At 61.5% G+C, this 12,820-nt stretch carries 12 protein-coding genes and 1 pseudogene; 6 read left to right on the forward strand and 7 right to left on the reverse strand.

Annotated features, from left to right (window positions below; all coding sequences use genetic code 11):
- Positions 1 to 31: 31 nt before the first annotated feature.
- Complete coding sequence (locus ACYU03_RS10170; protein ID WP_461890301.1) at positions 32 to 1,258, reverse strand: MFS transporter; 1,227 nt, start codon at positions 1,256 to 1,258, stop codon at positions 32 to 34.
- Between the two features lie 598 nt (positions 1,259 to 1,856).
- Between ACYU03_RS10170 and ACYU03_RS10175 the strand changes: the two genes are divergently transcribed.
- The 5 genes and pseudogenes from ACYU03_RS10175 to ACYU03_RS10195 all read left to right on the forward strand — a co-directional run bounded on the left by ACYU03_RS10175 (position 1,857) and on the right by ACYU03_RS10195 (position 4,680).
- Positions 1,857 to 2,159, forward strand: a complete 303-nt coding sequence (locus tag ACYU03_RS10175; RefSeq protein WP_461891438.1) for an ArsR/SmtB family transcription factor — start codon at positions 1,857 to 1,859, stop codon at positions 2,157 to 2,159.
- Between the two features lie 154 nt (positions 2,160 to 2,313).
- On the forward strand, positions 2,314 to 3,303 hold the full coding sequence (locus tag ACYU03_RS10180) for a zinc-dependent alcohol dehydrogenase family protein (protein WP_461890302.1): 990 nt from the start codon (positions 2,314 to 2,316) through the stop codon (positions 3,301 to 3,303).
- A 29-nt stretch (positions 3,304 to 3,332) separates the two neighbouring features.
- Positions 3,333 to 3,683: an antibiotic biosynthesis monooxygenase family protein gene (locus ACYU03_RS10185; protein WP_461890304.1), complete on the forward strand. Its 351-nt coding sequence runs from the start codon at positions 3,333 to 3,335 to the stop codon at positions 3,681 to 3,683.
- A gap of 178 nt (positions 3,684 to 3,861) precedes the next feature.
- Positions 3,862 to 4,127: pseudogene (locus ACYU03_RS10190) on the forward strand (arsenical resistance protein ArsH); the annotation flags it as partial.
- Positions 4,128 to 4,134: 7 nt separating this feature from the next.
- Complete coding sequence (locus ACYU03_RS10195) at positions 4,135 to 4,680, forward strand: arsinothricin resistance N-acetyltransferase ArsN1 family B (RefSeq protein WP_461890306.1); 546 nt, start codon at positions 4,135 to 4,137, stop codon at positions 4,678 to 4,680.
- A gap of 221 nt (positions 4,681 to 4,901) precedes the next feature.
- Here ACYU03_RS10195 and ACYU03_RS10200 read toward each other — a convergent pair whose 3' ends face one another.
- The gene (locus tag ACYU03_RS10200; RefSeq protein ID WP_461890308.1) at positions 4,902 to 6,134 is read right to left on the reverse strand and encodes a M20/M25/M40 family metallo-hydrolase; all 1,233 of its coding nucleotides are present in this window, start codon (positions 6,132 to 6,134) and stop codon (positions 4,902 to 4,904) included.
- Positions 6,135 to 6,596: 462 nt separating this feature from the next.
- On the opposite strand from ACYU03_RS10200, the gene ACYU03_RS10205 reads away from it, so the two are divergent.
- Complete coding sequence (locus tag ACYU03_RS10205) at positions 6,597 to 6,869, forward strand: hypothetical protein (RefSeq protein ID WP_461890310.1); 273 nt, start codon at positions 6,597 to 6,599, stop codon at positions 6,867 to 6,869.
- Between the two features lie 275 nt (positions 6,870 to 7,144).
- On the opposite strand, the gene ACYU03_RS10210 is transcribed toward ACYU03_RS10205, so the two are convergent.
- From ACYU03_RS10210 to ACYU03_RS10230, 5 genes are all read right to left on the reverse strand, one after another.
- The gene (locus ACYU03_RS10210; RefSeq protein WP_461890312.1) at positions 7,145 to 8,347 is read right to left on the reverse strand and encodes an MFS transporter; all 1,203 of its coding nucleotides are present in this window, start codon (positions 8,345 to 8,347) and stop codon (positions 7,145 to 7,147) included.
- Between the two features lie 70 nt (positions 8,348 to 8,417).
- Positions 8,418 to 9,464: a heme-dependent oxidative N-demethylase family protein gene (locus tag ACYU03_RS10215; RefSeq protein ID WP_461890314.1), complete on the reverse strand. Its 1,047-nt coding sequence runs from the start codon at positions 9,462 to 9,464 to the stop codon at positions 8,418 to 8,420.
- A gap of 17 nt (positions 9,465 to 9,481) precedes the next feature.
- Entirely contained in the window at positions 9,482 to 10,450 is a 969-nt protein-coding gene (locus ACYU03_RS10220; RefSeq protein ID WP_461890316.1) for a PDR/VanB family oxidoreductase, read from the reverse strand.
- Complete coding sequence (locus ACYU03_RS10225; protein WP_461890318.1) at positions 10,447 to 11,052, reverse strand: dimethylamine monooxygenase subunit DmmA family protein; 606 nt, start codon at positions 11,050 to 11,052, stop codon at positions 10,447 to 10,449. Before ACYU03_RS10225 ends, ACYU03_RS10220 begins: the two co-directional genes overlap by 4 nt.
- Positions 11,053 to 11,286: 234 nt before the next feature.
- Positions 11,287 to 12,711, reverse strand: a complete 1,425-nt coding sequence (locus ACYU03_RS10230) for a gamma-aminobutyraldehyde dehydrogenase (protein ID WP_461890320.1) — start codon at positions 12,709 to 12,711, stop codon at positions 11,287 to 11,289.
- Between the last annotated feature and the right edge of the window lie 109 nt (positions 12,712 to 12,820).

The raw sequence follows: 12,820 nt of genomic DNA on the forward strand, positions 1-12,820 counted from the left end.
CGGGGTTGATCCGCGCTTCCGTCTGCTGGTTCTAGCAGGGTTGGGCCGCCAAGCTATTACTGACGTTACGCCCCAGTACAAGCACCGTAACAAAACCGCAGCCCACCAAGGCTGTGGCTAAAATCAACAGCACCGAGCTGCCTAGTTGGTCGACGATCTGCCCGCCGAAGAACGAGCCCAACGCAATAATCACCTGGAACATGGCGACGAATAGTGGCATCCCGCGTTCGACATCCTTGGGCGCCACGATGAACATCCAAATACTGGCACAGGCCGGAAAGGCGCCGAATGCGAAGCCCCAGAGCGCGATCAGTACTGCTGCGCCGGTCATGCCGGTGGCGAAGTACGGGAACAGGGCGGTGCTGATGCCGATCATTAGCGCGACCAGCAACAGGGTGTGACGCACGCTTCGGTTGGCGGCGAAACCGGCGAAAATATTCCCCACTACCCCGGCCACGCCATACAGCAGTAGCAGTGAGCCAATAGTCGGCCCATCGAAGTCAGCACTTTGTTTGAAGAAGGGGGCGACATAGGTGTATGCGGCAAAATGCGCCAGGCCAATCAGCAATACTGCGATCAATCCAACCCTAGCTTGTGGATTGATAAACAAGGCCGGCAGGTCACTGATGCGAATGGCCTTGTCTGGGGTGAGCCGCGGCAGCAGGAAGACCTGCGCCAGTAGCACCGGTACGCCCACCAGGGCGGTTACCAGGAAGGTCATGCGCCAGCCCATCAGGCCACTCAGCCAGGTGCCTACGGGCACGCCCAGCACGGTGGCCAAGGTCACACCGACCATGATGATCGAGGTGGCCTGGGCTACGCCCACTCCCTTGGGGGCTAGGCGGCCGCTGAGGGCAATGGCAGTAGCCCAGAAACCGCCGATACTGACGCCCAGTAGCACACGGCCGAACAGCAGCAGGCTGAAGTCGCTGGCGTAGGCCACGACCGAGTTGGCAATGATCATTATCAGCGTCAGGCCGATAAGCAGATAGCGACGGTCCAAGGCGCCAATGCCCACCGACAGCAAGGGCGCGGCGAGGGCGGCCATTATGCCGGGCAGGGTAACCATCAGACCGGCGTGGCCTGCACTGATGCCGAGGTCGCTGGCGACATCGTTGAGTACGCCCACCGGTAGAAACTCACTGGTAACCAAGGCGAAGGCACCCACGGCGACCGAGAGGATCGCCAGCCACTGCTGTTTGATGCTCTGTTGACTATGTTCAGGGAGGCCGAGAGGGGCCTGGCTAGCGCTTGGCATGGTGCGGGGTTCCAGGAGGGAATGTGGCCTGAAGCAGGCGGGGAGCGAGGAAAAATTGGAGGCCATTATATGAGTCGGTTTGGGAAGCCAAACAGGCGGGCCCTTCGATAGTAATCATCAGTGCGATCGATGAGACGTCCTGAGGAGAACGCCCGCTGTCGTCCTGGTTTTCGGCTCCATGGACGAAATGGAACGCCTTAGGGGAGGTCCTGAAGGTGCTAAGGATTGGCGTGACGTTGGCCATGGGGGGCAAGCTGCACGGGTGAAGGGCTGTTTTCGATCCATGTTGTCGCAGGTGGTGTTGAAGTACCGGAGCGAACTTGAGCTGTTCAAGGGCATCTCGCCAGCGGAGTGGGGGGACTCGCAGGCGCGGACTGTCAGCCTCATTCGCACGTGCTTAGTGATTACTTTGAAGGCGAGCGGACTGTCAAAAGGCGAGTGCGAATTGAGTACAAATCCTCCCTTTCGGGAGGCTAGCAAATTTGAGAGTTGCGGCGGAGTCTGGCTGACCCTTCAGGCAGCAACCCTCGGATTGCATGTCCGACCGGCGGTTGATTCTCACATTGACATATCGGTAAATCTCGATATTATCGGGCTTATGGAATTGCTCGAAATATTCAAAGCCCTCTCAAACCGTACGCGCCTTGAAATCCTCAAGGGGTTGAAGGATCCGGTGAAGAACTTCCCTCCACAGGATGAAGGGGACGTTCATACGGTGGGCGTCTGCGTCAGCAGTATTCAAGAAGGTGTCGGCCTGTCGCAGTCGACGGTGTCCGATTATCTTGCGACGCTGCAACGAGTGGGCTTGGTCGAAGTCCGTCGCATCGGGCAGTGGACTTACTACAAGCGTAATGAAGCAAACATCAGTGCTCTTGCCGAGATCATAGGCAAGGAGCTGTAATTTTTTACTCCTTAATATCGGAAAATCCCGATATCCCGTTTTATCGAAGCGAGGGTTCACAATGAACTGAGATCATAGGGAAAACCCGTAAATTTCTTTGCCTTTATATATCGAAAAATCCCGATATCCCTTTTTACCGAAACGAGGATCTACAATGAAAGCGCTGATACTTAAATCATTTGGCGGCCCGGAATCGTTCGAGCTGTGCGACGTGCCCAAGCCAGTGCCGCACGCGGGACAAGTGCTGGTGCGGGTGCACGCAACCTCCATCAATCCGTTGGATTTCCAGGTCCGACGTGGCGACTATTCCGACCTGGTGCCACTGCCGACCATTACCGGGCATGACGTATCTGGTGTCATCGAAGCGGTTGGGCCGGGTGTGACGAGCTTCGTGCCAGGCGACGAAGTCTGGTACACCCCGCAAATTTTTGATGGCCCTGGAAGTTATGCCGAGTACCACGTTGCTGCCGAAAGCATTATCGGGAAGAAGCCCCCGGCGCTGAGCCATCTCGAGGCGGCCAGCCTGACCCTGGTTGGCGGGACAGCGTGGGAAGCATTGGTCGTGCGTGCGGCGCTCAGAGTGGGGGAGAGCATCCTCGTGCACGGCGGCGCGGGAGGCGTCGGTCATGTGGCGATACAGCTGGCAAAAGCCATAGGTGCCAGGGTGTTCACCACCGTGCGCGACGCAAACTTTGAGTTCGCACGGAGTTTGGGTGCCGACGTGGTCATCGACTACGAGAAAGAGGATTACGTCGACGCTATCCTGCGGGAAACCGGTGGCCACGGCGTCGATGTGGTGTTCGACACCATCGGCGGCAATACATTGTCGCGTAGCCCCGACGCGCTCGCACAACTTGGCCGCGTGGTCTCGATTGTGGACATTGCCCAGCCACAAAACCTCGTGCAGGCCTGGGGCAAGAACGCCAGTTATCACTTCGTTTTCACCAGACAAAACCGCGGCAAGTTGGATGAGTTGAGCGCATTGATAGCTCGTGGACAGCTGCGGCCACATGTGGGTGCGGTGTACTCCCTTGCCGACATTCCACTCGCCCATGCCCTACTGGAGACCCCCAACAACGGCCTCCAGGGAAAAATCGCCATTGCAGTCGAGCCGCAGGCTCATCTCGACAGCGCGAATGTTTAATTGTTGAACTCAATTTGAGGGAATGCCCCATGATTTATGAAATCGCTCTGCTGCCCGTTCACAAAGAACGCATTGAACAGTTCAGACGTGCATTTACCGAAGTTTCGCCTTTGCTCAGTCGCGCAAAGGGATACGGCGGTCACATGCTCGCGCAAGGTATCGAAACCCCCCAGCTATTCAACCTGATAGTGCGCTGGCAATCCCTTGAGGATCACACGCCAGGCTTCGAGGCGAGTGAAGATCATCGGGTGTTCATGATGGGTTTAGAGGAGTATTTTTCGGAAGAGCCGAAGGTCTACCATATTGAGGGAGAACCTTTTACTGCTGGAAAACACAATGACCAGAGCAGCACCTTTGACATGGTATTGCCGGTATCTTAGGGTTTTTGGGGCTTTAAGGAATTTGTCGTTGTGGGAAATATACAGGCTTGATGTCGCTAAACTTCAGGAAAGCTATTGTCCCCATGTCGCTTGCTCCGAAGATTAGTTGGCACCTTGCCTCCCCTCGGAGACACCCAAGCAGTTATTCAACTGTTCGGAGTCAAGATATGAGCAGCAGATTCCCCTGACGCTTGGCGCCGTCTGTCTCACCCAAGGCAAGACCTTAGCGGTCCTGCAAGTATGTGGTGGCTCGCAATGAAGTTCGACGACGCGGGACGCATGAAGCCGTCGGCGTACTATGATCGAGTGGTCGATGTGATGGAGGAGCTGGTGAAGTTCACCCTGCTGCTGCGCGACCGTCAGGTGTTCCTGGTGGATCGTTACTCGGAGCGCAAGGAGAGTACCGAGCAGCTCTGTGCGCGAGTCAATCAACGTTCGATCTGAGATTGCCATGCCTATCGAGATCAGAGACGCACACCCTGGAGACGCCCCGGAAGTTCAGGCCATCTACGCGCCTGTGGTGGCCGGTTCGGCCATCTCTTTCGAAGAGGTGCCGCCGACAGTCGAAGAGATGCGGCAGCGGATCACCACAACCTTGCACAGCTACCCATATCTGGTGGCCGTGTGCGACGGTCGTGTGGTCGGCTTTGCCTACGCTAGCCAACATCGGGCTCGGGCTGCTTATCGGTGGTCCGTGGATGTCACGGTCTATATCGCGCAGCATGCGCGTCGCACTGGCGTTGCTCGCAACCTCTATGCGGTGTTGCTACCGATCCTTTCTCGACTGGGGTTCCGTGCGGCCTATGCCGGCATCGCACTGCCCAACGCTGGCAGTGTCGTACTGCATGAGCGGCTGGGTTTCCGTCATATCGGCACATTTCCGGAGGTTGGCTACAAGCTTGGCCAATGGCATGACGTCGGGTATTGGCGCGTGGAGCTGGGGCCACAGACATGTCCGCCAAGCGAACCTCGCCCGTACTCGGACATCGCTGGCTAATTGTCCGTGATATGGGGAGAGCGTGGCCGCTCATGGCAGGCCGCCTCCGCCCATTAGCGAATGTTCGCTGCAGAGTCTGCATTAGCCACCCCGCGCAGGGCACAAACGACCAGCCACTTCATCGAGTGGGTCAGGGAGCAGGCCGGCGTTGCGCCATCGACCTCTCAACCCTGACTCAATCAGGAATGCTACGAGCAAGCATCTTTTGAACCGGCCGGACGCTACTCCGACAGCTTCCTGATCATCGCCACCGTCAGATACAAGCGCGGCGCCACACTGGCCAGTTCGATGTACTCATCTTCGGCATGCAGCCCGGCCCCGACGATGCCCATGGTTTCGAGTACCGCGGGTTTTGCGCTGCCCGGCACATAGGCATACCCGGCGTCAGTGCCGAACCGCATGGCAATGGGTTCGATCTTCTGACCGATTTCGCCATACAGTTGCTGGGCCGTTTTGGCCAATTGCTCGGAGCCTTCATTCCTGGCCAACGGCGGCCGGCCTTTTTGCAGTGTGACGGTGGTTTCGGTGTCGGGTATCAGCCTGTTCTGGGCGATGCGCTTGGCGTCGGCCAGCACGCGGTCGGCTTCGCTCAGGTCTGAGTAGCGCATGTCGGCATCGGCAGTCGCCAGGTCCGGGATGATATTGGCCTTCTCGCCAGCCTTGGCCAGGGTCCAGTTCACTGTGGTGCCCTTGGCGGTGTCGCCGAGGTCCTTGAGTTGCACGATTTGGTGCGCCAGTTCGGTCAGGGCATTGCGGCCGTCTTCGGGGGCGGAGCCGGCGTGGGAGGAGCGGCCCTTGACCTCCAGGTGTACGCGGTTGATACCGTTGGTGGCGACGGTGACAGCGTCTTTGTCCGGTGGCTCGTAGGAGAACACGTAGTCATGCTTGCGGGCCAGTTCGGCGATGATTTTTTGCGAGCCCGCCGAGCCCATTTCTTCATCCGGGTTGAACAGCACGGTGAGCGTGCGATAGCCCTTGAACTCCTGGTCCTGGAGCAGCTTGATCGCGTGCAGGATCATGGCCACGCCACCCTTGGCATCGGCAACGCCAGGGCCGTAGGCGCGTTCGCCTTCGGTGCGGAACGGGCGCTTGGCAACAGTGCCGGGGCCGAAGACGGTGTCGTAGTGGACCATCAGCAGAAAGTCCTTGCTGCCGGTGCCCGTGAAGGTACCGACAATGTTGTCGCCTACCGACGGCGTGGCTGGGCTGGTCTCGACTTTTGCACCTAGCGCCTCCAGCCGTTTGACCAACAGGGCGCCGACTTCGGCCAGGCCCTCCTGGGTACCGGTGCCGGTGTCTACCGAGACCAGGGCTTTCAAGGTATCCAGATAGCCGCTGCGCTCGGCTTGCGCCTGTTGGAGCAGATCATTGGGGCTGAGGTCGGCGGCGTGGGCCGTGGAGCAGGCGATGCACAGGGCAAGGGCCAGGGCGAAAGGTGGGCGTGACAACTGCATAAGGTGGGCCTCGATCCATGAAAGGTAAACCGTCGGTGGCCGCAACCGTGGAAGGGGGACGGGCCGACAGCTGTCTAGCTTAGACCGGTGTCCGGGCATTGCGAGTTTTGGTGGAGGATTGCAAGGCATGCGCCTGCTAGCCATAAAACGGTCTAAAGCCAACCTCCCACAGCCCACAGAAAATCCTGGGAATCTTCAGCTTTTCCTTCTCCCTGACCGGTTTTGACTCTGGGCGGCACACTACGCCTTAACTGACAGGCATTAACCAGAACCCCGGATTGTCATGAAACCGCTCTATCCTGCTCGCTCAAGGGCTGCAGGCTCACCTCTCTGTGGGCTGTCACATAAGTGCAATATTCCAAGAGTAGTGTCGCCAAGATGACGATCAGGTTTCAGTTTGAAGACAGCAGTGCCCGAGAACCTGGCGTTCCAATCACAAGGGCTGCCGACACAAGGAGGTTGATGATGGAATCGTCTGTTGAGATGCTCCGCATCCAGATGCAGAGCGCCGGGCCGGTGCTCATGCGGTTGGATGAGGAGATGGAAAGCATTCGGTTCGATCCGCTCGTGCCATCGAGCGTCGAGGCTGCCATCGCCAAGGTCTACCGCGTGATCGACAGGCTCCTGGGGCCCTTCAAGGCCAACCCGGTCCTCGGGCCTTTGGCCGAGGAACTCAGGTCCCAGTACCTCGACGGCATTCATGCTCGGGTCAACGAAGCCAGGCATCTGGGTTGATCCGGCAGCACCATCCGGAACGGACTCGCAAGGCAATGAAAACCCTGATTACCGGAGCTGCTGGCTCCGGCATGTCCACGTTGGCCGGCCTAGCATTCCTGGCCTGAGCTACCCAGTTATGATGCGGGAACGACGGGGGGCGCTCCCTGGAGGGGCACCGGGCTTGGCTCAGCGAGCGCCGGTGCCCGGTGCTGTTTCTGGAGGGAGACCTGACGGTCGAGGCCAGGGTGCAGGGGGGCGCTGGCCGCCTTGCGCGACCTGGCCCCGAAGGTCGGTTAGAGCACCGTAGCCGGCGTCAGGGGCGCATGTCCGCGCCGGATGCTGGCCAGCGGGACGGTCACCAGCAACAAGGTCAACACGACGGTCACACCAATGCCCCAGGCGGCCAGGGTGAAGCCGCCGAGGGAAATCAGGCCGCCGGAGATCGCCGGGCCCACGGCCAGGCCAAGGCTCAGGAAGCTGCTGGCCGCCGCGACCACCCGGCCTTCGCGGTCCAAGGCTGCCGCCAGGCCGGTCAGGTAGCTCAAGGCATAGAAGTAGGTGACGCAGATGGTCATCACGCCGGCGGTGTACAGGGTCTTGGAGTGCTCGCCCAGCACGTAGCTCAGGCTGGTGGCGCCGGTCAGGAGGATGGCCAGGATCACCGGGGTGCTCATGCCGAAGCGCTTGCCGACCATCGCCGCGATCAGCGGGCCGATCAGGCCGACGAAGGACTGGAACGACAGCAGCACGCCCAGCTCGTCGCCGCTGTAGCCGACCATGGTGCCGATGCGTTCGACGAAGGCCCAGCCCATGGTGTCGCGGGCTTGGAACACGAACATCGCCAGCATCATGCAGATCGCCGGCAGGCTCAGCAGGATGTTGCCAGAGCCTTTGGCAGTGTGCGTCAAGGGGGAGGGCTCCGCTGCCGGTGCGTGTTGCGCCATCGCGGGAATGGCCAGGAGCATCACCGCCATGGTCGCGGCCATCGCGTAGTACAGGCCCGGCAGGCCGAACTGTGCCATGACCTTGGCGTAACCCAGCATCACCACGATCATCAGCAACACCGACAACACGTTCATGTGCCCGGCAACACGGTCCGGATGCTTGGCGCTGGAAACGGCGGCGTTGCCGCAGGCCAGTGCCAGGCCGGCGCCCAGGCCAGCAAGGCAGCGGACCGCGGCCAGCGCATAGATGCTCTCGATGTTGGCGCTCGCCAGGTTGGCGGCGATGGCCAGCAGGGTCCCGGCCAGGGCCAGGGTGCGCCGTGGCGCGCGGCCCATGAAGGGGGCGATCAGCAGCGAAGCCAGCATGGTGAAGCCGAACTCCGCCGACATCAGTAGACCGGCCTGGGCTTCGTTGAGGTTGAGGTCGTGGATGATGGCGCTGATCAGAAAGGGCAAGGCCCACAGGCCGAGCAAGCCGACGCCGTAGGCCGAACCTGCGGCGGAGAACACCAGACTCCAGCTCTCGGGCAAGAAGTTGCGTATTGTTTTCATGGGTGGTCCCTGGATGGCAAGCACATCGGTGGTAGAAGCGCGCCGCTATGGCGCGCTCGCAGGCTTGGGGTTACTGCTGGCTCTCGTCGACCGGCGTGCCGTCGTCGTATTGCGACAGCCAGGCAACCATGGCATCGCGGTAGCGGGTGAAGCCCTTGTAGTCCACCAGCTCCTGGTCCAGATCGCGGATCACCCGGTGCATGCGTTTGGCCCACTGGGGCGCGAACTCGGCCAGTTGCTTGAGGCTGACCAGGTAGGTCCGTACCGGGAACAGCACTGCGTTGCTGCGCGGCAGGCGGTGCAGGGGTTGCAGCTCGATGCGCAGGTTGACCAGGTCGCCGGCGTTTTCCGGGGTGACGATGGTGCGGTCGGGGGCCCAGTCCGGCAGGGTCTCGGCGGAGGTTTCCAGGCGCGGGTTGACGGTGATCGACCAGTTGGTGCGGCGCACCGGGTGGCCCGGGCGCAGGCGCAGGAGGAATTTCAGGGCCCGCTGCAGGATGCCCATTTCGTGCAGCTTGGGCACCGGCCCGTGGAACTCCATGAAACTCATGCCGAGGTTGAAGCGCAGTGAGTAGTCGGCGCGCTGGGTGGCCATGCCGGCGCCCATCACCAGGGTTTCGTCACGCTCTTCGAGCAAGATGAACTCGCCCTGGGCCTGACGGGTGATGTACTCCATCGGGTCCATCGGCAAAGTGCTGGCGTCGCCGAAGGTGAAGGTGTCGTCGATCTGCAGCGGGCGGTTGATCCAGTGCCACTGGCTGCCCTTTTTCTCCAGGGTGAAATGCTCGGGGAAGTCGCGGGAGTAGGACTCCATCAGCAGTTCGAGCAAGTCCCACTGGGCTTCCATCATGTGCGGCAGGGCGGCGTAGTGCACGCCCGGCTGGCTGTCGAGGGTCTGCGCGCGGTGGTGGCACTCGGAGATGTAGTGCTCGTCGATGTCGAACTGCGCCCGCAGCGCGCCGTTGCCGAAGGGCACATGAGGCTCGACGTTCATCGAGTACATGTACTGGTCTTCCGGATAGGGGAAGGGCAGCCGCAGCACTGCGTCGCGGCTGTTGCTGTAGGTGTGCTCGCCGCCGACGTCGGCGTAGGTTTCGATTGGCTTGAATACGGTCATTTTGTTGTTTTCCTGTTTCAGAGGTCTACGACCAGGCGGCTGCAGTTGGCACGTGATACGCAAGGCATGAATTTGCGTTTGCTCAGCTTGTCTTCCTCGCTGAGCCAGTCATCGCGATGGTCGAGTTCGCCATCGACTTCCAGTACTTCGGTTTCGCAGTAGCCACAGGCGCCGCCTCGGCACAGATAGGGCACCTTGTAGCCGGCTTGTTCGGCGGCTTCGAGCAGCGACTGTTCGGCCGGCACTTCAATGGTCACGCCCTGGCGCGCCAGGGTGACGCTGAACGGCTGGCCCGTGGAGCCTTGCTCGACGAAGCGCTCGTAGTGGATATGGCTGTCGGTCCAGCCCAGGGCATGGGCGCTGTCGAGGGTGTCGTCGATCATGCTGTCCGGGCCGCAGACGTAGACATGGCTGCCCAGCGGGCGGGCGCTGAGGATATGCCGGATGTCCATGCGCGGGCCTTGGCCTTGCACGTAGAGGCGCACTTGTTCGCCGTACTTAGCCTGCAGTTCCAGGCCCAGGGCGGTGTGCTCCGGCCCGCGGACAGCCAGGTGCAGCTCGAAGGTGGACTGTTTCAGCTGCAGTTCTTCCAGTTGCGAATACACCGGGGTGATGCCGACGCCGCCGGCAATGAACAGGTGTTGGCGGGCATGCTTGGCTAGCGGGAACAGGTTGGCTGGCTGCAGGATCTGCAGCAGGTCGCCTTCGCTGACCTTGTCGTGCAGGTGGCGCGAGCCGCCGCGGCCGTCGCTGACCCGGCGCACCGCGATCTGGTAGGCGCTGGAGTCGTAGGGCGAGCTCATCAGCGAGTAGGCGTTGCGGTGGATCTTGTCGCCGTCCTCCAGCAGCACGACCACATGGCTGCCGCCAGAGAAGGCGGGCAGGTGCTTGCCGTCGGGGTCGACCAGGGTGAAGCGTTTGATTTCCGGCGTCAGTTGCTCGATCCGGGCAACGCGTACGCTCAGGGTGCCGTTATGGGTGTTCATGTGTCGAGCTCCTCGGCAGGTGGCAGTTCGCCCGGGACTTCGCCGTCAGCCTTGATGCCCTGGAAGGCGGCCAGGCGGCGGGAATAGTGATCGCGCACCACGAGGTTGAGCTGGCAACCGGGGCAGGTGAACACGCGCTGGGTGACGTTCTCGGTGTAGGTGTCGCAATGCGCGCACCAGACACGGCGCACCAAGGTGCCGCTGTGTTCGCGAAGCACTTCGTCGCGGTTCAGGTCGACGGCGTTGGCGGCTTGCATGGCGGTGCCGATGAAGCTTTCCGAGCCGCTCAGGTACAGGCGCGTGCCCATGTGGGCGTCGCTTAGCCTATCGCGCAGGGCGTCGATCAAGGCCTGGTTGCTGGCGAACACTTCAAGCCCGGCCGCGTCGGCCTCTTGCAGCGCTTGCAAGTGGTTGTGGCCGGAAAAGGACTCGGTGGAGTAGAGCAGGGTGCTGTTGTGGCGCTGTGAAGGGGACATGTCTGCGATCAATCGCAGCATGGCCTCTCCGCCGCTGCCCTGGCCCGCGATCAGGTGGCGTAGCCCACCTGTCATGGGTTGCAGCCGGTCGTAGACCGGACGGCTCTTGATGCCGGTGATAAGCATGGTGACACACCTCGTAAGCCGTTACCGCGGCTGTGCCGGGAGGTAACAATGACGGCTGGTTTCAGGCTCGTGCAGGGGAGAAAGCAGGACCCATGCCATATTGCCTATGGTTTTATATGTTTTATGTCGAGGGCCCATTCCGGGCGGTTTTATCAAGGTTGATGAGCGGGTGTTGCGTTTGCCGGTGCCTCGGCGTGGTGCGCGGCGCCCCGGTCAGGTGCGCCGTGCCGGTCCTCAATGCTTGAACATGACGTGGCGCACGCAGGTGTAGTCTTCCAGCCCGTACATGGACATATCCTTGCCGTAGCCCGACTGTTTCATGCCGCCGTGGGGCATTTCGCTGACCAGCATGAAATGCGTGTTGACCCAGGTGCAGCCGTACTGCAGGCGTGCGGCCAGGCGGTTGGCGCGGCCGACGTCGCGGGTCCAGACGGAGGAGGCCAGGCCGTAGTCGGAGTCGTTGGCATAGGACAGGGCCTGCGCTTCGTCGCTGAACGGCGTGATGCTGACCACCGGGCCGAAGACTTCACGCTGGACGATCTCGTCATCCTGGCGGGCGTCGGCCAGCACCGTCGGCTCGAAGAAGAAGCCTGGGCCGTCGGCACGCTTGCCGCCGGTGATCACGCGGATGTGTGGCTGAGCCTTGGCGCGTTTGACGAAGCCTTCGACGCGTTCCAGGTGGTCGCGGGTGATCAGCGGCCCCAGCTCGGTCTGTGGGTCGTCTTGCAGGCCCATGCGCAGGCTGGCCACCGCCTCGCCGAGCTTGCCCACGAAGGTCTCGTAGACGCCTTGCTGCACATATAGGCGGCAGGCGGCGGTGCAGTCCTGGCCGGCGTTGTAGAAGCCGAAAGCGCGGATACCTTCGACGGCAGCGTCGATATCGGCGTCATCGAAGATCAGTACCGGCGCCTTGCCGCCCAGTTCCATGTGGGTGCGTTTCACGCTGCTGGCGGTGCTGGAGATGATGCGCGAGCCGGTGGCCACGGAGCCTGTCAGCGACACCAGGCGCACCTTGGGGTGGTTGACCAGTGGCTCGCCCACGCTAGGGCCGCGGCCGAAGAGGATGTTGACGACCCCAGCCGGGAACAGGTCGACCATGATGCGCGCCAGTTCCAGGGCGGTGAGCGGGGTTTGCTCGGATGGCTTGAGGACCACGCAGTTGCCGGCGGCCAGGGCGGGGGCGAGCTTCCACGCGACCATCATCAGCGGGTAGTTCCACGGCGCGATGGAGGCGACCACGCCAAGTGGGTCGCGGCGGATCATCGAGGTGTGCCCCGGCAGGTACTCGCCGCCGGCGGAGCCCGACAGGCAGCGACTGGCGCCGGCGAAGAAGCGGAAGACGTCGGCAATGGCCGGGATTTCGTCATTCAGGGCTGCCTGATAAGGCTTGCCGCAGTTCTGCGACTCCAGGCGGGCCAGGGTCGGTGCTTCGGCTTCGATACGGTCGGCCAGCTTGAGCAGCAGTTGCGCGCGTTCTTTCGGGGGCGTCTGCGACCAGCTGTCGAAGGCCTGGTCGGCGGCCTGCACGGCGGCATCGACCTGCGCGCTGCTGGCTTCGGCGATGTTCACCAGCACCGAACCCTCGGAGGGGTTGTACACCGCGTATGGGCTGCCTTGCCCGTCGACCAACTGGCCGTTGATCAGGAGTTTGGTTTGCATGGCGTATTCCTTGGTCAGTCTTGTTGGTGGAAAGTCGCTGAGCGCAGGCGCCGCGGTGTGCCCCGGGCCTGCTTAAAATCTTAAACCTATGAAACCATATCTTAAAGTT

Source organism: Pseudomonas sp. X10 (assembly GCF_054889225.1).

Excerpts from the sequence above, each read along its gene's own strand:
- ACYU03_RS10170 (WP_461890301.1), bottom strand. The coding sequence starts at position 1,258 with ATGCCAAGCGCTAGCCAGGCCCCTCTCGGCCTCCCTGAACATAGTCAA.
- ACYU03_RS10175 (WP_461891438.1), top strand. The coding sequence starts at position 1,857 with ATGGAATTGCTCGAAATATTCAAAGCCCTCTCAAACCGTACGCGCCTT.
- ACYU03_RS10180 (WP_461890302.1), top strand. The coding sequence starts at position 2,314 with ATGAAAGCGCTGATACTTAAATCATTTGGCGGCCCGGAATCGTTCGAG.
- ACYU03_RS10185 (WP_461890304.1), top strand. The coding sequence starts at position 3,333 with ATGATTTATGAAATCGCTCTGCTGCCCGTTCACAAAGAACGCATTGAA.
- ACYU03_RS10195 (WP_461890306.1), top strand. The coding sequence starts at position 4,135 with ATGCCTATCGAGATCAGAGACGCACACCCTGGAGACGCCCCGGAAGTT.
- ACYU03_RS10200 (WP_461890308.1), bottom strand. The coding sequence starts at position 6,134 with ATGCAGTTGTCACGCCCACCTTTCGCCCTGGCCCTTGCCCTGTGCATC.
- ACYU03_RS10205 (WP_461890310.1), top strand. The coding sequence starts at position 6,597 with ATGATGGAATCGTCTGTTGAGATGCTCCGCATCCAGATGCAGAGCGCC.
- ACYU03_RS10210 (WP_461890312.1), bottom strand. The coding sequence starts at position 8,347 with ATGAAAACAATACGCAACTTCTTGCCCGAGAGCTGGAGTCTGGTGTTC.
- ACYU03_RS10215 (WP_461890314.1), bottom strand. The coding sequence starts at position 9,464 with ATGACCGTATTCAAGCCAATCGAAACCTACGCCGACGTCGGCGGCGAG.
- ACYU03_RS10220 (WP_461890316.1), bottom strand. The coding sequence starts at position 10,450 with ATGAACACCCATAACGGCACCCTGAGCGTACGCGTTGCCCGGATCGAG.
- ACYU03_RS10225 (WP_461890318.1), bottom strand. The coding sequence starts at position 11,052 with ATGCTTATCACCGGCATCAAGAGCCGTCCGGTCTACGACCGGCTGCAA.
- ACYU03_RS10230 (WP_461890320.1), bottom strand. The coding sequence starts at position 12,711 with ATGCAAACCAAACTCCTGATCAACGGCCAGTTGGTCGACGGGCAAGGC.